Origin of the sequence: Paenibacillus sp. FSL k6-2145 (assembly GCF_037976585.1) — a bacterium.
In the GTDB taxonomy this organism is placed as follows: domain Bacteria; phylum Bacillota; class Bacilli; order Paenibacillales; family Paenibacillaceae; genus Paenibacillus.
This window is the reverse complement of record NZ_CP150267.1, coordinates 1,752,255-1,774,355: the sequence shown is the minus strand read 5'-3', so window position 1 is coordinate 1,774,355 and position 22,101 is coordinate 1,752,255. Positions and strand designations below refer to the sequence as shown.

General features: G+C 48.1%; 23 protein-coding genes. 20 read left to right on the top strand and 3 right to left on the bottom strand.

Features of this window, described 5'->3' with window-relative positions; translation table 11 throughout:
* Window positions 1-346: 346 nt before the first annotated feature.
* Both NZ043_RS07785 and NZ043_RS07780 read right to left on the bottom strand, forming a co-directional pair.
* Window positions 347-925, bottom strand: coding sequence for an NAD(P)H-dependent oxidoreductase (locus NZ043_RS07785; RefSeq protein ID WP_133386242.1), 579 nt, complete (start codon window positions 923-925; stop codon window positions 347-349).
* Window positions 926-1,115: 190 nt separating this feature from the next.
* Window positions 1,116-1,706, bottom strand: a complete 591-nt coding sequence (locus NZ043_RS07780; protein WP_133386241.1) for a TetR/AcrR family transcriptional regulator — start codon at window positions 1,704-1,706, stop codon at window positions 1,116-1,118.
* Window positions 1,707-1,879: 173 nt separating this feature from the next.
* Here NZ043_RS07780 and NZ043_RS07775 point away from each other — a divergent pair, with 173 nt between their 5' ends.
* The 12 genes from NZ043_RS07775 (at window position 1,880) to NZ043_RS07720 (ending at window position 11,947) form a co-directional block, all read left to right on the top strand.
* The gene (locus NZ043_RS07775; RefSeq protein WP_339311321.1) at window positions 1,880-2,851 is read left to right on the top strand and encodes an aminoglycoside phosphotransferase family protein; all 972 of its coding nucleotides are present in this window, start codon (window positions 1,880-1,882) and stop codon (window positions 2,849-2,851) included.
* Between the two features lie 18 nt (window positions 2,852-2,869).
* Window positions 2,870-3,868, top strand: coding sequence for a glycosyltransferase (locus NZ043_RS07770; protein ID WP_339311319.1), 999 nt, complete (start codon window positions 2,870-2,872; stop codon window positions 3,866-3,868).
* A 53-nt stretch (window positions 3,869-3,921) separates the two neighbouring features.
* The gene (locus NZ043_RS07765; RefSeq protein ID WP_133386238.1) at window positions 3,922-4,206 is read left to right on the top strand and encodes a hypothetical protein; all 285 of its coding nucleotides are present in this window, start codon (window positions 3,922-3,924) and stop codon (window positions 4,204-4,206) included.
* 112 nt (window positions 4,207-4,318) lie between these two features.
* Window positions 4,319-4,480: a hypothetical protein gene (locus NZ043_RS07760; RefSeq protein ID WP_017691697.1), complete on the top strand. Its 162-nt coding sequence runs from the start codon at window positions 4,319-4,321 to the stop codon at window positions 4,478-4,480.
* A gap of 98 nt (window positions 4,481-4,578) precedes the next feature.
* On the top strand, window positions 4,579-6,660 hold the full coding sequence (locus NZ043_RS07755; RefSeq protein WP_339311316.1) for an ABC-F family ATP-binding cassette domain-containing protein: 2,082 nt from the start codon (window positions 4,579-4,581) through the stop codon (window positions 6,658-6,660).
* A 312-nt stretch (window positions 6,661-6,972) separates the two neighbouring features.
* A complete protein-coding gene (locus tag NZ043_RS07750; RefSeq protein WP_339311314.1) occupies window positions 6,973-7,395 on the top strand; it encodes a hypothetical protein in 423 nt (140 codons plus the stop codon).
* Window positions 7,395-7,679: a hypothetical protein gene (locus NZ043_RS07745; protein ID WP_036671603.1), complete on the top strand. Its 285-nt coding sequence runs from the start codon at window positions 7,395-7,397 to the stop codon at window positions 7,677-7,679. Before NZ043_RS07750 ends, NZ043_RS07745 begins: the two co-directional genes overlap by 1 nt.
* A gap of 4 nt (window positions 7,680-7,683) precedes the next feature.
* Window positions 7,684-9,084, top strand: coding sequence for a glutathionylspermidine synthase family protein (locus tag NZ043_RS07740; protein WP_249913751.1), 1,401 nt, complete (start codon window positions 7,684-7,686; stop codon window positions 9,082-9,084).
* Entirely contained in the window at window positions 9,066-9,470 is a 405-nt protein-coding gene (locus tag NZ043_RS07735) for a DUF350 domain-containing protein (protein ID WP_017691702.1), read from the top strand. The genes NZ043_RS07740 and NZ043_RS07735 overlap by 19 nt, the downstream gene beginning before the upstream one ends.
* Window positions 9,471-9,526: 56 nt before the next feature.
* A complete protein-coding gene (locus NZ043_RS07730) occupies window positions 9,527-10,474 on the top strand; it encodes a nucleoside hydrolase (RefSeq protein ID WP_249913752.1) in 948 nt (315 codons plus the stop codon).
* 159 nt (window positions 10,475-10,633) lie between these two features.
* Window positions 10,634-10,963: a PadR family transcriptional regulator gene (locus NZ043_RS07725; protein ID WP_133386233.1), complete on the top strand. Its 330-nt coding sequence runs from the start codon at window positions 10,634-10,636 to the stop codon at window positions 10,961-10,963.
* A 6-nt stretch (window positions 10,964-10,969) separates the two neighbouring features.
* A complete protein-coding gene (locus tag NZ043_RS07720; RefSeq protein WP_133386232.1) occupies window positions 10,970-11,947 on the top strand; it encodes a permease prefix domain 1-containing protein in 978 nt (325 codons plus the stop codon).
* A 71-nt stretch (window positions 11,948-12,018) separates the two neighbouring features.
* On the opposite strand, the gene NZ043_RS07715 is transcribed toward NZ043_RS07720, so the two are convergent.
* Window positions 12,019-12,498, bottom strand: coding sequence for a heme-degrading domain-containing protein (locus tag NZ043_RS07715; RefSeq protein WP_339311309.1), 480 nt, complete (start codon window positions 12,496-12,498; stop codon window positions 12,019-12,021).
* A 226-nt stretch (window positions 12,499-12,724) separates the two neighbouring features.
* Between NZ043_RS07715 and lspA the strand changes: the two genes are divergently transcribed.
* The 8 genes from lspA to NZ043_RS07675 all read left to right on the top strand — a co-directional run bounded on the left by lspA (window position 12,725) and on the right by NZ043_RS07675 (window position 22,050).
* On the top strand, window positions 12,725-13,216 hold the full coding sequence (gene lspA / locus NZ043_RS07710; protein ID WP_133386230.1) for a signal peptidase II: 492 nt from the start codon (window positions 12,725-12,727) through the stop codon (window positions 13,214-13,216).
* A 482-nt stretch (window positions 13,217-13,698) separates the two neighbouring features.
* Entirely contained in the window at window positions 13,699-14,904 is a 1,206-nt protein-coding gene (locus tag NZ043_RS07705) for an extracellular solute-binding protein (RefSeq protein WP_339312686.1), read from the top strand.
* A 24-nt stretch (window positions 14,905-14,928) separates the two neighbouring features.
* Window positions 14,929-15,795 carry a sugar ABC transporter permease gene (locus NZ043_RS07700; RefSeq protein WP_036606633.1) on the top strand — a complete coding sequence of 289 codons (867 nt, stop codon included), beginning with the start codon at window positions 14,929-14,931 and terminating at the stop codon, window positions 15,793-15,795.
* Window positions 15,795-16,622 carry a carbohydrate ABC transporter permease gene (locus NZ043_RS07695; RefSeq protein ID WP_249913754.1) on the top strand — a complete coding sequence of 276 codons (828 nt, stop codon included), beginning with the start codon at window positions 15,795-15,797 and terminating at the stop codon, window positions 16,620-16,622. The genes NZ043_RS07700 and NZ043_RS07695 overlap by 1 nt, the downstream gene beginning before the upstream one ends.
* Before the next feature lie 526 nt (window positions 16,623-17,148).
* A complete protein-coding gene (locus NZ043_RS07690; protein ID WP_339311307.1) occupies window positions 17,149-18,912 on the top strand; it encodes a sensor histidine kinase in 1,764 nt (587 codons plus the stop codon).
* A complete protein-coding gene (locus NZ043_RS07685) occupies window positions 18,902-19,696 on the top strand; it encodes a response regulator (protein ID WP_133386227.1) in 795 nt (264 codons plus the stop codon). The genes NZ043_RS07690 and NZ043_RS07685 overlap by 11 nt, the downstream gene beginning before the upstream one ends.
* Window positions 19,697-19,810: 114 nt before the next feature.
* Window positions 19,811-21,130, top strand: coding sequence for an extracellular solute-binding protein (locus NZ043_RS07680; RefSeq protein ID WP_339311304.1), 1,320 nt, complete (start codon window positions 19,811-19,813; stop codon window positions 21,128-21,130).
* 38 nt (window positions 21,131-21,168) lie between these two features.
* On the top strand, window positions 21,169-22,050 hold the full coding sequence (locus tag NZ043_RS07675) for a sugar ABC transporter permease (RefSeq protein WP_091035825.1): 882 nt from the start codon (window positions 21,169-21,171) through the stop codon (window positions 22,048-22,050).
* The last annotated feature ends 51 nt before the right edge of the window (window positions 22,051-22,101 follow it).

Below are 22,101 nucleotides of genomic sequence, written 5' to 3'. Positions count from 1 at the left end.
AAATGATACACAGATCGAGGAACTAACGCGTCTAAGATTCGTTAAACCTCAGACTTATCGGAAATGGCGCTAATAGCGTGTTTACGGTTCGTTAGATCATAATGAATGCTAAAAGGGTTGTCTCCTGCGTCTTGAACAAGACGTAGGGACAACCCTTTTTTTGTAACTGGGAATAGGCACATTTCCTGCTTTCTGATATAAGTTAAACTAAAATTACACTGCGCTACTCGCGAAAAACAGGACTACCTCTGAATTACGCAGATCCCCAGATCTTTGATTTAACTTACAAGGTTAACATCTGGAGAGAAGTATCTACTTCCGATGAAGGATTTCGTGCAGAAATCTTTTACCCCATCTTCCGCCCAAGCTGTTCAATCTTATCCAACCAATTCTTTCTCTGTTCATCTGACTTCTTACCAACTTGATCTACAGTTGTTATCCGCACAGGTTTGATGCCGGTGAGTCCAAATGTGGAGATTTTCATCATTTTATGTGCAGGCTCACCTTGGAACCATTTGAAGTACCAGCTCGGACCATCCATCGTGGTGATCATGCGGGCGGTACGGCCTTTGAGCAACTGATCGGGGAAGGGTTTTCCTTTTTGATACTTGAAGGCGTAACCTGGCATGAAGATTCGGTCTACAAAACCTTTCAGCAGGGCAGGCGGTCCTCCCCACCATATTGGGAACACCCATACGAGATGCTCGGCCCATTTGATTGCTTCTTGGGCCTCCAGCAAATCTGGTTCAAGTGGAAGTTTATTACGATATCCTCCTTCCAGATTCATGTTGAACGCCAACTCGTTCAAGGTGATCATGCGGACGTCAGCACCAGCTTGCACCGCACCTTTGCGGTAAGCCTCGGCGATTGCGCCGTTGTAACTGGGTGAGACGGGATTGCCTTGAATAATTAATATTTTTTTCATGGAAAATGACACATCCTGACTATTTTAGTTAATGAACACTAACCTCATGTGCAAAAAGAAAAGGTCACGTATGACCCGATAATCCATCTGGTATATCCTGATGGTATGTTGACGATTCTCTTTTTATAACGTGTAGCCCCAAGCCTTACTTGGTGTTCTGCGAGGTCAGAATGGCTACCACTCTCCCTCGCTACTCTTGGGGTACCTGCCCCAACATTGATGCAAGTCGGTGAACCGTTTCCCCCGTATAAGGTACCAACAGCTCTGGTAGCTCACCTTGCATACTGGAGACCGCCATACGTGTAATCGCACCGATCACCAGAACGGCTGTGAGCCGTGAATCCTGCTGAGGCAGTTCACCCCGCATCATTCCCTGATCGATCAGATCCATCAACGCATCCAATGGCTGACGGTAATCCTCGCTGCTTCCGGCTTCAATGAATATTTCATGATTCTGTGAAATCAGCAGCAGCCCGTAGGGATCTTCATCATGCAGATGGAGAACCTCGGTAACCAGTTGCTTGAAGCGTTCCAGCACCGAACCTTCCTGTCGAACATACCCGTCAATCAGTGAAGTATAGTCCGCGCAGTATTGGGTGAAGGCTTCCAGGGCAACGGCATCTTTGTTTTTAAAATGTTTGTAGATCGCCGCATCGGTTACTCCGGCGGCGTCACCGATCTCTTTGACGGATATGCCGTCAACGCCTTTGGTTGCGAACAAGCGCATCGCCGCTTGTAGGATATCTTTCTTTTTGCTGTCCACATGAGATTTGTTCTTCATGATTGTATAGTAAGTGATTACTAACAAAAATGCAACAAGCAATTTTGAAACGCTAAATTAAGACACTGAATAAGCGCTTACGACCAAAGCTTGCAGGCTTGTGAACGGCAACGTATGATGAATAGAAATCATAATTGGGAGCAGCAGCGAGAACGAAACGGATGGTGGATAGCGTGAAAGAAGAGATGGATGCATACAGCTGGGTGACACCCGAAGGAATGCTGAATGATCACTATATAACAAGCCGCGAACAGTTGTATAAAGGAATGAACGGACGATATGTGGAGCGATTCACTGTTCCTACCGGTGAAAGTTATATTTTCAAACCACTGACGAATCCTGCACAGCACGGACGGGAACGATGGATGTACGAGCGTGTAATGTCAGGCCTGCCACCGATTTATCCGCAACTCATTGCAGCGTCGGATCTTACCACTGACCCGGCACAGAGCTGGATGATCTACGAGGATCTGGGGCAACTGATGCATGATTCACAAGAAGAGACAATGCTTGGGGTAGCGGTACATATGGCAGCATGGCATGCGTTGTCTGTTACGGATTGGAGTGAGCTGCCTCGCGTGGGCCAGAAACCGTCCATTCGCACGATGTTGGATGAGTTACAAATGCACAGACTATCTACGGACGACCTGTTATCCAGACTGGATATGCGGTTGTCTTCATCGGATTGGGACAAGATCGCCACGTTGATTCTCACAGCTGAGGAGCAACTTCCAACCGTTTTGTGTCACGGAGACCTGCATCCAGGTAACATGGCGGAGGTGGACGGCAGACTGGTCATCTTGGATTGGGAGCATGCCCATCTGAATACGCCGCTGTGGGACGTAGTTCATCTAGTGGATCTCTCGCATCCGCTGTTTCCCAGAACGGTTACGCCTGCATTGCGAGAGCGGGTTATGGATGTTTATTTGGACAAACTGGGGAGCTTGGGTGTACAGATTGAACGGGTTTCTTTTGCAGAATGGTACAACGCCTATGCTATTGTATTCTCACTCTGGATGCTGCGTTTGATTGACGGTGACCTGAGAAGTGAGGAATGTGTGTGGCCGAAGGAACAGTTGCGTAACCAGTGGCATGAGACGGCAGCAACGCTGGAACAGTGCATGAAGCACTTGGGTGAGGAATAGAAATGAGGGGTGAGAAGCTTGCGTAAAGTCGGACTTGTTATGCGTAAAATTCAATTCACGGAAGCACAAGGGCCACGCGTATTTGCGGATCGGCTGAAGCAGATTGGTCTGGAGCTGGGTGTGGATATTGTGTTCATCTCGCCGGAGCGTCATGTCAGCGGATACGACTGGTTGCCGGGGTATGAGCATGAGAAAGGTGACCTGGTGAATTACGATATCGTGCTGGACCAGATTCATAGCCAAAATATAGAGCATGTCATCTACACCGTATCCGGGTTTACGTTTTTGAAGATGTTCCTACCAAAGAGTGTATTGTTCCCGCACAGTTTCCCCGATCCCGCACTAACGGGATATGAGATGATGAAGCCATTCTATACGATGGTGGATAAAGCGATTGTACAGACGGAGTTTTTGAAAACAGAACTTGGCCGCAATTTCGGCGTACATGACGTGAACGTCATCCCGATTGGCTTTAGTGAAGAGCTGGCGAACCGGCACTATGACCCGAGTCAGGTTGTGCATAATCGGGTGCTCTGGATCGGTCGGGATGAGGCGAACCGTCGCCCGGATTTAGTTCTGGAATATGCTCGGCAGAACAAGGACAAGGAAGTATATATGGTGTTTGGCGGTGTACGCTATAAGGAAACCATGAAGAAGTACGACATTCCTGCCAACGTGAAGCTGAAGTTTGCGCTCACGCAGGATGAGATATTTACGTTGATGAACTCATCCAAGGTGTATTGGAACTGTTCGGCCTTTGATACGTTTGCGATGCCGCTTACTGAAGCGATGGCGATGGGCAAAATGGTCGTGAAGCCGGAGCATGCCTGTTACGGTCACATTCGATCCACGCATGCCTTTGCAGGCAACGAGGATAACTGGTTTGAACTGGTGAACATGGCTGCGGCTGCGCCGCGCAGTGTGTCAGAAGACAACCGTGAGTATGCGTTTGGTGCTTTTTCGCGCACGAAGATGAAAGAAGGGTACCAAAACTTTTTCTCGGATTGGTTGAAGTAACGTAAGGTCTGTAACAAAGGGCTTAATCCATCCAGCAACAGGAGGGGAACCTTATGGAAGTATTGATCTTGTGGACATTGGGAATGTGGGCGGTGCAGCTGCTGATTGAATGGCTTATCTACCGTTTGCAAGGACGGCGAATGACGTGGGTTCAATATATATTGCCATGTGTGGCCTTGCTTGGCGGTGCCGTTGTAATCATGATCAGCATCGATATTGGCGGGTGGAACGGCATCGGATATGCCCTGCTCGGTGCATCACTGGGTGCCGCGGGAATGTTAACACTTATTACGGTGGCGATTAGGGATGTGGTGCTTCGGCGACGGGGCAGGAACTAATCAGAGCAGTAGCTACTGTACAGGTAAGGGTGAATTGGGCGATGGGCTGGTTGCAGGAACGCATCCGTCTGTGATATATTGACAATAATTATGACAAGGGAGGTGAAGACAGGTGAATCACGAGATGCTTAACAACCGTATTAGCCAGCTGCCGATTGCTATGGCTGGCATTGTTCATACTTTTCTGACCAACGGGAGAAGTCTGTCCAATTTTGAATATACGGAAGTTAACATTTGCGAGAAGATGCCTGCCTTGACCTCATTCGGACGATAAGCGATATTGCTTGAATTCTGAAGGGCCGCGGAGCTAACCTCCTGCGGCTCTTTTTGTGTTGCGGTCAGGATCTTCCATACCATAGGAGGAACCTTATTATGATGATAATTAGCGCGCAACAACTGACTCAATACCATGGAGCACATCTGGTGCTGGACGGCATTACATTTGAAATTATGGAAGGTGACAAAGTCGCCCTAATCGGCCGCAACGGAAGCGGCAAGACAACACTCATGCGCCTGATGGCAAGACTGAACAAGCCCGATGAAGGGCAATTGATGATCAAAAAAGATACACGGACCGGTTACGTGGCACAAGTTCCAGAAGGACTGGATGACCATACCGTTCTGGATGTGCTGAGCCTTGGATTCAAGGAGCTTATGATATGTCGCACGCAAATGAAGGAAATGGAGCAGCAGATGTCCGATCCGGCATGTGCAGCAGACCCTAATCAATTGGAGCGCCTGCTGAAACGCTACGCGGCACTGCAAGACCAGTTCGAGCGTGAGGGTGGATACGAAATGGATGCCCGGATCGATCAGGTGGCGGACGGTCTGGATATCGCCAAGGCACATTATGGTTGGCGCTTTGCTTCCCTGTCCGGTGGGGAGCAGACTCGGGTCGTGTTGGCTTCGCAGCTAATCGTAAGACCCGACCTATTATTGCTGGATGAGCCGACAAACCATCTTGATCTGGAGCGGGTCGAGTGGCTGGAAGGATTTTTACGAGAATACCCCGGCACCATTGTCCTGATCTCACATGATCGCTATTTTCTGGATCGGGTCGTGAATCGAACACTGGAGCTGGAGGATGGAGAAGCGGAAACGTCTGCTGGCGGTTATACGGAATATATGAAAGTGAAGGAACAACGGCTGTTGCAGCAATTCGAGGAGTTCAAGGAGCAACAGAAGGTTATCAAGAAAATGAAAGAAACGATCCGCCAACTGGAGGAATGGGGCCGAGTGGGTGGGAATGAAAAGTTCTTCAGGCGGGCTGCTTCCATGCGCAAAGCGCTGGAACGGATGGAACAGGTGAAGCGTCCTGTACTGGAGCGCCGCAATGCCGAGTTCGATGTGCGCCCTACGGATCGAACGGGTAAACGGGTAGCGGTATTGGAACAGGTTGAAAAAAGCTATGGTGAGCGTGAAATCCTGCGCGGAATCTCGGGTCTGCTGGAATATGGAGATAAAATTGCACTTATTGGTCGGAACGGCTCCGGCAAGACGACCCTGTTCAAGCTGTTGCTTGGTGACGAGCAACCCAATGCTGGCAAGCTAGAGTGGGGGGCACGTGTGGATGTTGGGTATCTGGCTCAACAGGAGGAACCTACGAATCCAAAGCTGAATGTGCTTGAATACTTCCGTCTGGAAGCGAGCGTGGAGGAAGGTGAAGCACGCGGTATTCTGGCCCGATATCTATTCTATGGAGCGGATGTATTCCGCTCTGTCGGGCAATTATCTGGCGGGGAATGGACGCGCCTGCGGCTGGCTCTATTGGTGCAGCGCAAACCCAATGTACTGCTGCTCGATGAGCCGACCAACCATCTGGATATCGCATCCAGAGAAGCACTGGAAGAGTCGCTGGTTGATTTTGAAGGGACCGTACTTGCCATCTCACATGATCGGTACTTCGTCAATCGCCTCGCTTCCCGTGTCTGGGAACTGGAGAACGGGCAGATGACCGCTTATCTGGGAGACTATGAGGCGTATCGCGAGAAGAAGCTTGATTTGCAAGCTCGTTCGGCGGCGGCGACTCAGGCTACAGCAGGAGTGGGAATTTCTTCTCGTGGGAACGCCAAGTCAGAGATGAAGTCAGGTTTAACGTCTGCGTCGTGTGGGACTACCAGATCAGGGAAGAAACCAGAAGCAACCTCGACAATGAACGGTTCCACTGTTGCGGCTATCGATGGAAGTCGAGATCATGAAGCTTCTACTGAATCAGGTAAGGCGTTAACTCCTTCAGCAACAGCTGTATCGAATCATAGAAACGGCAGTGGCAACAAACAGTCTGCGGAGAAGCTGGAACAGACTTTGGCTCGTCTTGAGGCACAGATTCAGGTGCTGGATCAACAGCTGGAAACGGTGCAGAACAATCCGCTTGAATTGGAACAAATCTGGAATGAACGTGAGCAATTGTCCGCTGAATACAATGATCTATTGGCCCAGTGGGCTGAGTTATAAGTCTGAATGGCACAAGCATAAGATTGAACAAGCGAGGTCGGAGAATCATCTCCGGCCTTTTTGAACTGAATTACATAGCGAACGCGGAATTTGCTTGTTTTTTCAAGCTTTGTTGATCCAAGAACTGGGCGACAACCTGTTCTTATTTTTACATGTCATGGGGAATAGTGTAACTTTTTACCTCCCCATGCGTTAAATACGTTTGTATGAATTGAAACGGCTCACCTAAGAGCTCGCAAAAGGGAGGTTATCGGTATCTATTATTCATTGACGTATCGGAGTTGGTCAGATGATCGACAGGCGGAGACGGGGGTGCTGGAACAGACTTCAGTCACACGAGATGAACTGTTCATGCGCAAACTGGTGGATGCCACCCTGGTGAAAAACAAACTCTGGGCGCATCTGTCCAATGAATGCCAAGATGGGCGGGAACATGCAGTATATGTAACGGCGTATGAGCAACAGATGCCGGATGAGTACGGTGCAGCCATTGCGGATGCTGCGCTGGCGATGTGCAAAATGTCTTCCATGTACAGTGCAGAGTATATGTTGTGGAATGGACGTTCATTTCAGGAGTTGGAACTCACAGCGTCATCCACCTATACGATGGAGCTTGCCGAGCAACTGCTGGACCATTACATGGTTCGCGATGGCAAGACGTATGAATTCCTGTATTCCGTGCTGGATGCGGATCGCAAGAAAGTGTTGTTTTATATGAAAGAGGTGGATCTGTAATGAGTGACCAAGAGCGGGGGCAAGCATCGAAACCCGGTTCAAAAGCAAAGCTGGTTGCTTTCTCCCTGATGCTGGCGGTACCTGCCGTGTTATCGGGTTGTGGCAGCAACAATGATGAATGTGACCCGGAGTATGATACCGGATGTGAATATGATTCCAGCAGTGGGCACTATTACTACGGTGGGTCGTCGTATCGAAGCAACAAGGACAGTAACAGCTCCTATAGCAAATCCAAGTCCAAATCAAGCGGCTTCGGTAGCTTCTTCCGCAGTTCGGGAGGATAACCGGATGAGGCAAGTGGTTCAACTGCCGTTTAGTCACGAAGAGGTGTTTCAGGGTGAAGCGGGACAACAGATTCCATACCATCGAATGTACGGGAAGCAGTATTGTGTACCTACATTGACGGTCTATTCTCCCTCGGAGATACAAGAGCTGCGTACCGCAGCGGAGGCGGTAGACGGCATTTATTGTAAAGTGATGCGATTTATCCAGCATTATATGCCGGATTCTTTTTTAGAGCATCAGTTGGGTATCCATCCCGGGCTTATTCCGGCGGCACGTATGGAGATGGTAACTGGAGGTATTACCCGTCAGGACTGGATTATCGGAGAAGCTGGGCCCAAGTGTATTGAAAATAATACGGACACTCCAACAGGCATACCGGAGGCTGCTTCATTAGAAAATATTCTGGTCGCTCTTGCTGAGGATACTACGCTAACTGGGCCATCTGCCGAGATGGATACACGTATTCGGCAGTGTTTCAGGATATGGCTGGAATTCTATGCAAACCAAGGATTGCAGGGTCCGGTGACGTTTACTTCTTTTGGCGAACATGTCGAAGATCGAACAAATACGGAATACCTGATGAGTCGTTGTCAGGAAGCGGGATACGAAGTTTTCTATGCTCCACTTGAGGAACTGGAGATTGTTCCAGGGGAGGCGCTTTACCATAAGGGTCGGGAGATTAATCTACTGTACCGTCTCTATCCGCTGGAGTATCTGATCGATGATCGGGATGAGACGACAGGGGTGGAGATTGGGGCTGCGCTGCTTGAACTTGTACAGGAGGGACGACTAGGCCTGATGAATCCGGTTCAGCATGTACTGATGCAGAGCAAAGGCTTCATGGCGGCAATCTGGTCGCTCTACGAGCGGAACGAGCAAACCCCGGAATATTGCGGGTTTACCCTCTTTGATGAAGCAGAATTGGATGTGATTTCCCGATATCTGCTGCCCACCTATTTTTCGGCTGAGCCATTCGAACTGGACGCCATACCATATGTAGCCAAAAGCTACTGGGGGCGTGAAGGTAGAGGAACTCTTTTGCTGGAGGGTGGAACGGACAATGCCTCTGGAAAGCAGGATATGGAGCATCCTCTTAACGAGGCGCTGGAATCCAATCTTGCAACTGGGGCAACAGACGAGGATGAAGAGATTGCAGCTTATTACGAAAACCAACCCAAAATCTATCAGCAGCTGGTTCCGATGGAACAGGCCGTGATCGAGACGGAAGATGGAGCGTACAGTGGCTATCTGCTTACAGGAGTGTTTGTTATCGGTGGGCGTTTGGCTGGGGTGTTACCCAGGGTTGGGGAGAAAGTAACTGGAGATATGGCCTATTATTGTGCGGCTACAGTTCGTGAACGGATGAATGATGAGGAGGAGAAGGAATGGAAAACTTGGGATTAAACCTCGTGAATGTGGCGGTGGGTGTAGGCATTCTGCTGGTGGTATTGGTATGTGGATATTTCGCTTTTAGCAAATTGACCCGGTATAACGATAGTGAGGAAATCGCCAAAGGTAACGAGGCGGCAGGTATGTACATGGGCAGCAAATTGCTGGGACTGTGTATTATTGTGGGGATGGTATCTTTCTCGACGCACTCGTGGTTGGATATGCTGTTGTGGTCGGCGTTTGGAATTATTGTGCTGTGCCTGGTCTATATTATATTTGATTTCCTGATTCCAAAAATGCGGGTGTGTGACGAAATTGCACGAGGCAATATGGCGGTAGCGCAACTGCTGCGTTCGATTATCATCGGCGTTTCCATCGTCATTGGTACATTTTTGATGTAAAATAAGACATAGTGTTTATAGAGTTTACTATCAAACGGTAGAAGGAGCGCGGCATCATGAGAAGAGTCATCATCGATACAGATACAGCAGGAGACGATACGATTGCGATCCTGACAGCATTGCATCACTTTCAGGTGGAAGGCATCACCATTACGGGCGGTAACGTACAATTCGACCAGGAGGTTGAAAATGCCCTGTACACGGTACAGGTTGCTGGACATGGCGGCAAGGTGCCTGTGTATAAAGGATGCGAGCGTCCGCTAATGGCCTACGGTAAAGCTCAGCACCGCACAGTGGAAGATGTGCATGGCGATGACGGCATGGGCGGCGCGCATTTCCCGAAGGCGGATCAGCGTCCCGAGAGCGGGCACGCGGTTGATTTTATCATTGAGAAGGTGCACGCACATCCGGGCGAAATTGAACTTCTGGCTATTGCTCCACTGACTAACATTGCGATGGCGATCCAGAAGGACCCAACGATTATTCCAGAAATTGCTCACCTGTACATCATGGGCGGAACCAATAATGCACTGGGCAATATCACACCGGCAGCGGAGTATAACTTCTACGTGGACCCGGAAGCAGCGAAAATTGTACTGCATGCTGGCATTCCGATCACGATGGTTGGCTGGGAGATGTGCACGCAATATTCAGTGATGGACGATGACGATCATGCAGAGATTGCCGCTCTGGGTACATCGGGTGCCAATTTCTTCACCGCTATCAACAAAGTGGTTATGCAGTTCAACAAGTCGGTACATAAGCTGAATGGCACCACTCATCCCGATACGTTGCTGATGGCTGTTGCAGCAGATGAATCCATCATGACCAAGTCGGGTCAATATTATGTGGATGTGGAAGCTGCAGGAGAGCTGACACGTGGATACAGTGTGGTTGATATCAACGGACGTTTTGGCAAAGAGCCCAATGTACGTGTCTGTGAGGCGATTGATCGGCCCAAATTCAAATCCATGCTGCTGGACGTTCTCTCAGCGATTCAATAAACGCAGGAATTTAACTGAAGGAAAAAGAAAAAAATCCGTGCCTATCCCAGGTACGGATTTTTATTTCCCATTTTTGGAATAACTACTTCACCTGTCGTAGTAAATTGTGCTATACTTCAACTACTACGACAGATGAAGTAATGAGGAGGAGTATCTTTTGTGATCAGCAGTGACGTTATACGTGGCTACAATGATACGCTGATCCTCTACATGCTGCTCGAAGGGGAGTCGTACGGCTACGAGATTTCCAAGAACATCAGGCAGCTGACAGAGGAAAAGTACGTCATGAAGGAGACGACGTTATACTCGGCCTTCACCCGATTGGAGAAGAACGGTTATATTGAATCGTTTTACCTGGATGAGAATAGTTTGGGAAAGCGTCGTACCTATTACCGGATTACGCCGTCCGGCCTCGACTATTACAGAGAAAAGTGTGAGGAATGGAAGGTTACGCAGGAGGTTGTTAATCTATTTATCAGGGAGTTGTGACGAAACATGGAGACAATTATGGTGTATCTGGAGAACATGTTTGCTGGTCTGCCGAAGACCCCCGAGGTGGAGCATCTGAAGCAGGAACTTCTTTCGGGGATGGAAGATAAGTACCTGGAGTTGAAGCGGGAAGGCAAGTCGGAGAATGAAGCCATCGGCATTGTGATCTCGGAATTTGGTAATATCGAGGAGTTAACTGCAGAACTCGGTATTCAGCCAGTCAGTGCGGAAGAGGCAGTACCTGTGCTGACGGAAGAAGAAGCCTACGCATATACCACTGCCAAAAGAAATGCCGGATTTTGGATCGGGCTGGGTGTTTTATTGTGCGCGTTGGGTGTGGCGTTTCTGATTTTCATGGATACTTTATTTGAGAACTATGCCACTTCAGCTGCAAACCGTTCGGTGGAAACGGGGGCTGTACTGGGCCTGATCGGCATGTTCGTGCTCATTGCCATTGCGGTGGGCATGTTCATTCACAGTGGCATGAAGCTTGAACGCTTCAGTTATATGGAGAAGGGTTTCCAGCTTCCTTATACACTTAAAATGAGTATTCAGCATAGTCGGGAGAGCTTCGCTCTGACTTATCGAATAGCCATCATTACGGGTGTCTGCCTGTGCATTCTGTCTCCTGTGTTTATTTTCGCAGCCTCCTCTATCAATGATAACTACGCCTCTTATGGTGTATCTGCCTTTATGGTCATGGCTGGGGTAGGAGCATTCTTGTTTGTATATTACGGTAATATTCAGGGGGCTTACACGAACTTGCTGGAGAAGCACCAGTTGACGGTAGATAAGAAGCAAGAAGTAAAGGTTGTGAGAGCCGTGGAAGCGATTGTATGGCCGCTGGCGACAGCTATCTTCTTGTTCACAGGCTTTGTATATCAACGGTGGGATATCAATTGGGCCATATTCCCGATTACAGGCATTCTCTCCGGGAGCTTTAGCAATGTGTACCATATTATGAAAAGCAAAAATCCGTCCTGAGCATGCTGCTTTAGCTAGTAAAGCCCACTTGATCTATATTGATCTGGTGGGCTTTTTTTGCGCCATTTAATCTAACTCTGCTGCAACAAAAACGAGCGAATGCCTGTCGTGACCAGATCATGGTCTTCCTCATCAGGCAAACCCGATACTGTAATGGTGCCGACTTGTCCCTCATTTTTCAGAATAAGCGGGAAAGCGCCACCAGCCAGAACATAGTCAGATGCAGGCAGGTTGAAATCCTGCTCAAGCGTTTGGTCCTCGTTTCTTAGGCGTAGAGCCGTATGCCAAGAACTGGAGGAGAAATGATTCACCACGTTGTTCTTGCGGCGAATCCAGTTTTCGTTGTCGGGATGAGTGCCTTCCATCGCATGCAAAAAGAGACGATGTCCTTTCAGGGTAACGTCGATGGTCACGGCTTGGGAGCGACGCTTCGCTTCTTCAACCAGATGCAGGCCAAGGTTAAGCGCCGTTTCAGAATCAAATGTGCCAAATACCAAGTCCATTTCTTCCTGCTGCATTTCCTTTAATTTTTCGATCATGGTCAGATTCAAATTACAGGCAGCCCCTTTACATATATGATTGATGTCTACATTCGACATGAATAGGTTTAGTACCTTCCAAATGCGGACTGAATGATGTTAGTCGACGTTATAAGCGTGGCTGAAGATGGCTCATTTGGAGACCGTACATCGGCTGTGTTAAAGTGAAGGGAACCTAATATACAAAACTCTTAAAGTTAAAATAATTTATCGCTCAGTAGGCAGGAGGAGAAGCACGATGTTGTTTTATTTTGTAGCACTGCTGGTGACTTTGGTGGATCAGGGAACCAAGATTGCAGTGAGGATGTATATGGAAGTTGGCGACGTCATGAGACTGGGTGACTCGGGCATGCAGTTACAGCATTATGAGAACAGTGGCATGGCGGGCAGCATGTTTCAGGGAAATGCGCGTCTGTTCGGTGTGATTGCTGTTCTGTTCATAGCGGGCATGCTGTATTACCGGAGTAAAGGTGAGATTCGCGGTTTCTGGATGCAAGCGGGCGCGGGTTTTATGGTCGGCGGAGCGTTAGGAAATGCGATCGATCGATTTATCTATGCTCGGGTAACGGATTTCCTCGTGTTTCCATCAGGACGCGGGATCTTGAATCTCGCTGATGTCGCAATTAACATCGGTGTGGTCATGATTATCATCGGCATGTTGATTCGTGCATATCAGAGTTATCGAGCCAAGCGTTTACGCAATGCTTTGCCGAAGGTTGAGCGTTCGTAATAGGTTGGATAAAAGCGTTACAGTGGCTGAATATAAGCTTATTGAATGAGGGACATTGGATATCATCCAGTGTCCTTTTTGTTATGCCCGATTCAGGTCATGGGAAGAAATGTCTTGATTCATTTTTATCGAAACCGTTTTAGAAATAATAAAGACTTATATCATCCATTCAGATTGAAGTTAGTTTGGAAGGATTAACCAAATGGTTATTTCACCATTTGAATGGGTAAATTTCTACGTATATAAAGTGAAACTAAGATATACACGAACACGGAGAGTGCAGAACCAATCTGAAGAAGCGCAGCGTGCGTGTTTATCACCAGATTTTCCCTTTGAGGAAGGGAATCAAAAAAATCTGGGGATAACAACGATCGGAAGATGGTACTGCAATCGGAGTGACACCGTGTAAATCATATTAGTTCAATTTATAAAGCTGAGGGAGGTACAACATGAGAAGAACGCTTACCAAGGCTCTCGGGACAATGTTGCTGTGTGGAATGATGGCTGTACTTTTATCTTCCTGTACCAGTGGAGATAGAGCGAATGGCAAAGTGCAGATTGAATTTTTCCAGAACAAGCCTGAAGCCAAAACAACCTTTGATGAATTGATCAAGACGTTCAACGCGGAGCATGACGATATTCAGGTGACACAGGTGAATCCGCCAGATGCGGAGACAGTACTGAAGACACGTGTTGTCAAAAATGATATACCGGATATTATGGCTATGGGGGCAACGGATACGTATTCAATCCTGGCCCAGAGTGATATTTTCACCGATCTGACGGATAGTTCATTACTCCAGACGATTGATCCAAACTACATACAAATGCTCAACGATCTCACAGGTATGGACGAAGTGACAGGTATTCCTTACGCGACTAATGCAAACGGTATTATGTACAATAAAACGCTGTTTAAGGAAATGGGATTGGACGTGCCCAAGACGTGGGATGAGCTGATTGCGACCGCCCAAAAGATTAAAGATGCAGGTGAGATTCCATTTTACTTCACATACAAGGATGACTGGCAGACGAGTCTGCCCTTCAATGCACTGGCCTCTAATCTGGTCGGTATTGATTTCTACCAAGAGCGGCGCGATAACAAAGTGACGTTCAAGGAGAAGTACCGCGAGGTAGCTGAGAAGCAGCTGGAAATCATGAAGTACGGTCACGGAGATAACTTTGGTAAAGCTTATTCGGACGGTAACCGTGCTTTTGCTAACGGTGAAGCTTTCATGTACATCCAGGGAACCTGGGCCATCTCGGAGATTCGCAAAGCGAACCCAAATGTAGACATTGGTTTCTTCCCATTCCCAACGGGCAACGATGCAAGCGAGATCAAGCTGGTGAACGGGATCGACTCTCTGTTTACTATTGCCGCGGACACGCCTAAACGTGAGCAGGCAGAGACGTTTATTGCGTTCCTGTTAAAGCCTGAAAATATCGGAAGATATATTGACGAACAGACGCTGTTCTCTGCGGTCGAAGATGTGAAGCAGGATGATCCTGCGGTACAGGAATTGATGCCTTATATCGAGCAGGGCAAGGTTATTGACTTTCCCGATCACTATATTCCGGCTGCGGTGCAGCTGAATTCCATCGTACAGTCCTTTTTGCAGAACCAAAACATCGACAACTATCTAGATACACTCGACAAAGAATGGGACAAGGTTGCCAATCGGCGCTAAGCCTTGTCTGAAGGAGGATGGAGTATGAACAAGCGTATCGCACCTTATTACTGGATGACTGTTCCGGCGGTAGTATTGTTCTTTGTATTTATGACACTGCCGGCCCTCCAGGGTATCTATTATTCATTTACGAATTATAACGGATTCGGGAAAGAGTATGATTTTGTTGGTTTTAAAAACTATTTCAACTTGTTCCAGGATGACAATGTAGGTAACGCCTACTGGTTTACATTCAAATTTGCGATCGTGGTGACAATCCTGACCAATATCCTGAGCCTGCTCATTGCACTCGGGCTGAATGCCAAGATCAAGTTCCGTAACTTTTTCCGCGGCATCTACTTCCTGCCCAATATTCTGAGCGTACTGATCGTAGGTTACATATTTAACTACCTGTTCTCCAACGTATTCCCGATCTGGGGACAAAATCTGGGCATCAACGCGCTATCCACCAACATTCTTGGTAGCGAGAGTCTGGCTTGGATTGGTATCGTCATTGTTGCAGTATGGCAATCCGTGGCCCTGAATACGATTCTGTATTTGGCTGGTCTGCAAACGATACCAACGACACTATACGAGGCATCCAACCTCGACGGTGCAGGCAAATGGCGTGAATTCTGGAGTATTACATTCCCGCTGATTGCACCTTTCTTCACCATTAATATGGTGCTTGCGATGAAAAACTCGCTTATGGTCTTCGACCAAATCGTAGCCTTGACCAACGGTGGTCCCGGACGGGCGACGCAGTCCATCTCCCATCTGATCTACACCGGCGGATTTGAAGGCGGCGAATATGCATATCAATCTGCGAACTCGGTTATTTACTTCATCGTTATTGCGGTGATTTCAATTCTGCAAATCCGGTTCCTGCAAAGAAGGGAGATGGATCTGTAATGAGAGGCCGTACACGAATCAATTGGCTTGTTATGCTGCTCGTTGTGCTGGGCACCCTGTTTATCCTGTTCCCACTGTATATGACCGTTACGATTGCTTTGAAAAATCCGGAGCAGATGGCCCAATCGGTCTTTGCCATCCCGACAACGCTTCACTGGGAGAATTTCTCGAGGGCCATCGACATGACAAACTTTTTCCAATCGTTCCGTAACAGTGCGATTGTTACTGCATCAACCGTACTTTTGACGTTGCTCAGTAACTCGATGGTAGCATATGCCATTGCGCGGAACATGGAGAAACGCAAGTTTTTCAAAGGGCTGTATTATTACTTTGTCAGCGCGATGTTCATTCCGTTCCCGATCATCATGCTGCCAATTGTTAAGCTGACCGCATCCTTGGAGATGACGAATCTGGTAGGTCTGATCCTGCTGCACACGGTCTATGGCCTGGCATTTAACGTATTTGTATACGTTGGATACATCCGGTCCATTCCGGTAGCGCTGGAGGAAGCGGCATTTGTGGATGGGGCGACAACCTGGGGCACGTTCTGGAAAATCATTTTCCCACTCATGGCGCCCATCAGTGCGACGGTTGGTATTCTGACCTGTCTGTCCACGTACAACGACTTCTTGCTGCCACTCATTATTATCAGTGATCCGGGACAGTACACGTTGCCGCTGGTACAGTATGTATTCCAAGGACAGTTCAATACCGAGTTTAACCTTGCGTTTGCATCCTACCTGCTCGCGTTACTGCCGATGATTATCATCTACCTGTTTGCACAGAAGTGGATCATCAACGGGGTTACGCAAGGGTCTGTTAAATAACTGAAGATGTGTCACAGAAAAGGATATGTGTGAAGGGATATGAACAAAGAGAGGTGGACTGTAAGAGTCCCCTCTCTTTTTTTGATCCTTGTCATTTAACGTCTGGGAACTCTTCGGGAGGATTGATTAACCTGTAAAACTATGCTATTTTTTAGTCGTTAGTTTAATCGGTAAACAAAGACTAAGAGAGAAGAAGAGTAAGGTTCATTTCTGCAAGCGCTTTAACTATATAAATGAACTAAACATTTACACGAGAACGGAGAGGGCAGAAATAACCTGAAAAAGCGGAGCGTTCGCCTTTATCCCCGGATTTTCCCCTTTAAAAGGAAATCAAAAAATCTGGGGATAACAGCGATAGGAAGGTTAATCTGTCATCGTAGTGGCTAGTGTAAATATTCTTTCGTTCATTTTATATGAGGAACTGAATACGTAGATAAATCCGGCATCGTTTGTACCCAGTCTTCAAGAGCACGGGCGTAAGGTGGTGGGTTCTTTTACATGCCAAAAAGAGAGGAGATTGGGGAAGTTGCACGGGAAAAAAGGACATTTTAACTCACTTCGGAATCAGATCTTCATTGGTTTTGTTATGGTGATGCTTGTTGTTCTGCTGCTCGCAGGCATAACGGCTTATGATCGGGTAGCTGCTTTGCTGAAAAGCAATGCGGAGAAACATATTCACCAAACCGCCGTCCAAGCCAGTGGCAGATTGGATGCACTCATTGCACAAGTGAATTCGCTGACCGCCCAGGTGGCGGATGATTCATACGTGCAGCGTCTGCTCAGCGATGAGAAGCAAGGCAGCCCGGCCACCTTTAATCAGCGCCAAGCTCTCTTGCAGATTGCAGGTAGTTATCAGTCTTTCATCAACGGAGCGCAAAGTATGGAGATATACACTACGGGTTATAACCGTATCTTTCCGATGGATGACCGATCCCTCGATCTCAGAGTGGAGCGCAACTGGATCAACCTGGCGGATGAAGGAAAAGGCAGACTGGTATGGGCAGGCGCTGACCCTGAAGATCCGGGTGTGCTTCTGGCTATTCGGCGGATTAACCTGCTGGATCATTCTTTCGAACATGGAGGTTATGTGGTGGTACGGATGCAACGCAGTTTTTTTCAACTCAATGATTCGAATGGGGCAGATGGTTCGCAGGACTCCATCATGCTCTTGGATGGGGCAGGAGAAGTGGTGACTTCCGATCTGGAGATAAATCTCGATCCCAAGGCCATATTGGACAGCGGATCAGTCGTGCAAAACGGGGAGGAATCCTACATCGTCGTCCGGCAAAAATCGGAGTTAACGGGATGGACACTTGCTGTCCTGACCCCGCTGCGGGAGACAACGGAAGGTGTATCCATCCTGAGGACGGCGCTGCTCGTCTCGGGAGTGATTGGTGTTGTTCTGTTTCTCATCATGTCCTTCTTTCTGTCCACGATGATTACACGTCCGCTCATACGCCTGATGCGGGCCATGCGCAGTGCACAGCCGGGAGCAATGAGACCTAATCTAATGGTCAGCTTTACTATGGAGATCAATGAACTTAACGACGTATATAACCAGATGGTCTACAGGCAGAACGAATTGACCCGTGTGGTTCATGAGAAGGAAGTCATGCAGTCCCGGGCTGAGCTGAAGGCGTTGCAGTCTCAGATTAATCCCCATTTCCTATTCAACACCCTGGAGGCGTTCTACTGGTCCCTTGAGGAAAAGGGAGACGAGGAGATGGCACGTATGGTTGTGGCGATGTCCCGATTATTTCGCTACATCATCTCCAGTTCGCAGCAGGATGAATGGGTTACGATGGCCGAAGAGTTGGAACACGCTGAGCGTTATCTTCAAATTATGCAGATGCGGTTGGGAGAGAGAATGCAATGGGAGATTCAGCTGAGTGATACGGTGCGTAAGGTCGCAATTCCTAAACTTCTTATACAGCCCTTGGTCGAAAATGCGATTCTCCATGGGATTGAAAGTAAACTGGGACCGGGAAAGATAAGCATCCATGTGGATGCTTCGACCGAAAAAAATCTGGTTCGCATTGAGGTTCGGGATGATGGTCCCGGTATGGATGAATTACGGCTACAATCTGTCATTCATGCTTTACATGGCGGGCCGGCTGTGTCCAAGAAGGGGACAGGTGTAGGTCTAATCAACGTACATCGGCGACTGATGCTTTACTTTGGCAGCCAACTTGGCGAACGTTGCAGGCTTTCCATAACAAGTAAGGTTGGGGAAGGAACTGTCATTTGCTTTGAGATTCCCATGGGAACGGAGGGTGCATATGATTCATGACAAAACAATTCTTATCGTGGATGATGAGCCGCGTACAAGAGAGGGTATTCGCAAAACACTGGAAGGATGGTCGGCAGGACGAAATCACATTCAGACTGCAGAAAGTGGCGTCGAGGCTGTCGAATGGCTCAAGAAAAAGCCGGCAGACCTGTTAATAACGGATGTTCGCATGCCGGAATTCTCCGGCTTGTCTCTGATTGAAGCCATTCAACATTTTTCGAACAAGCCTGTTGTCCTGATTATGTCGGGACATGCCGATTTTCAATACGCCCAGCAGGCCATTAAGCTGGGTGTTGTGGAGTATATGTTGAAACCGATTGATAAGGAACAATTGCTGCAGACCGTCGAAAAAGCCCTAAAGTTCAGCGAACAACAGCGACGTATTCAAACGATGCAAGAAATGGTTGACCCCAAGCTGCTGGATGTTAAAGAGCGCGGGGAACAAAGGCTCAATAGCCAGATCAGTGAAGCTTTGACCTATGTGGATGCTCATCTGGGTGAACATGTGACCATGCGTGAAATCGCTGATTTACTCCATCTCAACTCCAGTTACTTCAGTGTATTGTTCAAGGAACAGATCGGCATCAATTTTAGTGAATACCTTACCCGCAAACGCATTCAGCGCGCGAAGGAGTTGCTTGTGCAGACAACGATGCCCATCTCGGAGATTGCGGAACAGGTGGGTTATCAGACGGATAAGTATTTTATCACGGTATTTAAAAGCCTTGAGGGGCTAAGTCCAAGCAAATATCGGCATTCCCTATCTGAACGAGATAACAAATAACCTCAAAAAAGTGGAGTTTTTCCAAATCACTCTGGTCTTATAGGTATGATAGGCCCGTGCTACAATTTGGTTAAAGCGGTTACATTAACCGAACAAACCAAGGGGGTTGGAATAATGAGCAAAAAGACGATGGCCATTCTTCTGTCATGGACGCTGGTTCTCGCCATAATTTTATCCGGATGTAACAGTTCAAGTTCGGATCAAGAGGGTGAAACAGGCAGCAACGGCACAGATGGGAAAGTAACCCTCAAATTCATGCACCTCTGGCCAGCAGGCAGTTCCGCACAGCAAAACAAACTGGTCAACGATATCATCAAGCAGTATCAGACGGATCATCCCAATGTGACCATTAAGCAGGAAGTGCTGGAGAATGAACAATACAAGAACAAATTGAAAATCCTGTCGGCATCCAATGAACTTCCCGATGTGGGTGTAACTTGGGCTGCTGGATTTCTGGAGCCTTATGTGAAGGGGAATCTGTTCGCACCGGTCGATGATCTGCTCAGCGGCTCGCTGGGCGACAAATTCATAGCCGGAACAACAGAAGCCTATGCCATAGACGGCAAAACATATGCGCTACCAATCGAGTTGAATATCTCCCCCATTTATTATAACAAAGCCATTTTTGCGAAATATAATTTGCAGCCGCCAGCAACATACGATGAATTCCTGAGTGTGCTGAAGACACTGACAGAGAACGGTGAGGTTCCGATCGCACTGGGTAATAAAGACCGCTGGACTGGTTCACTCTGGTATATGTATCTGGCGAATCGGTTAGGTGGAGATGCACTGGAAAAGGCGATCAATGGCTCCGGCAAGTTTGACGATCCTGCGCTGACTCAAGCTGCTGCCGAGGTACAAAAGCTGGTGGATATGAATGCCTTCAACAAAGGCTTCAACGGGTTGTCCAACGATGAGGGCAAATCCGAATTCATGAACGAAAAGGCTGCTATGTATCTGATGGGCACCTGGGAACTGCCAAACTTCACGACTAACCCGGACATCCCGCAGGAATTCAAGGACAAGATCGGATTTTTCAAATTCCCAACGATGGAAGATGGCAAGAGCGATATTAACAGCTGGGTAGGTGGACCAGGCGTAGGGCTGTTCGTGGCCCAGAACTCCAAAGTGAAGGAAGAAGCGGCGAAGTTCGTGCAATACTTTGTAGAAAAATGGGGTGAAAGTTCAGTGACTGAAGCAGGCGTCATCCCGGCAACCAAAGTGGATACGGCTGCAGTACAGCTGCCACAGCTCTATATTGACCTGCTGAACGAATTGAATCAGGCCAGCAGTCTCACACTCTTTGCAGATGTACAGATGAAACCGGCAGCCGCTCAGGCACATCTGGACATGATTCAGGCGTTGTTTGGCAAAGCGGTAACACCGGAGGACTTTGTGAAGAATCATCAGGCTGCGATTGATAAAGGCAATTGACGTACACACGTTTGAACGCTTGAAGGGAGGATAATGTGATGGACAAAGTCATGTCCAACCGTCTCGTTGCTGCGTTGTACGTGCTTCCTGCACTGCTTCTGCTGCTGGTCTTGGTTTACATCCCGATCGTGCTCACCGGGTATTATGGGTTGATGCAATGGGACGGGATCGGTGCAATGACCTTTATTGGATTGGATAATTACGCCAGACTGCTTCAAGACGGAACATTCTGGCAGAGTGCGGGTCATACTTTTTTGCTTGCTTTGTTCTCCGCGCTGAGTCTGATCGGTTATCTGATGATTGCCTTGGTGCTGTCAGGCAAGATCAAGGGTGCCAATCTGTTCCGCAAAATATATTTGATCCCGATGCTGCTGTCTTCGGTCGCGATCGCCCAGTTATGGCTGAAGATCTATCATCCCAGCAATGGTGTGCTGAACACTTTTCTGGAAGCGATCGGCTTCAGCAATCCGCCAGCCTGGCTGGCGGAACCATCCCTGGTGCTGTATGCATTGTTCGTACCGATACTGTGGCAGTATGCAGGCTTCTATATTTTGATCTATTATGCGGCACTCAAAAATATTCCGGAATCTCTGGTGGAAGCAGCCCGGATTGATGGAGCAAGCCCTTGGCAGATCGCTTTTCGAATCAAGTTGCCCCTTATTACAGAAGTCATCAAGGTGACTGTGGTACTGGCTGTGGTAGGCTCGCTCAAGTATTTCGATCTCATCTACGTGATGACCGATGGCGGACCGAATGGTTCCAGCGAAGTGATGGCCTCCTATATGTATCGTCAGGCGTTCCGTAGCTTCGACTTTGGTTACGGCAGTGCTGTAGGTTTCTTCCTGCTCTTGATCTGTCTGCTGGTTACCTGGCTGCTTCGAAAAGCGACGGCATCCAAAGATACGATCCAGTATTCCTGACGCTAGTTCGTGTCTGAAAACTCGCTGAAGTGCATCTTTTACCGCCTTTTC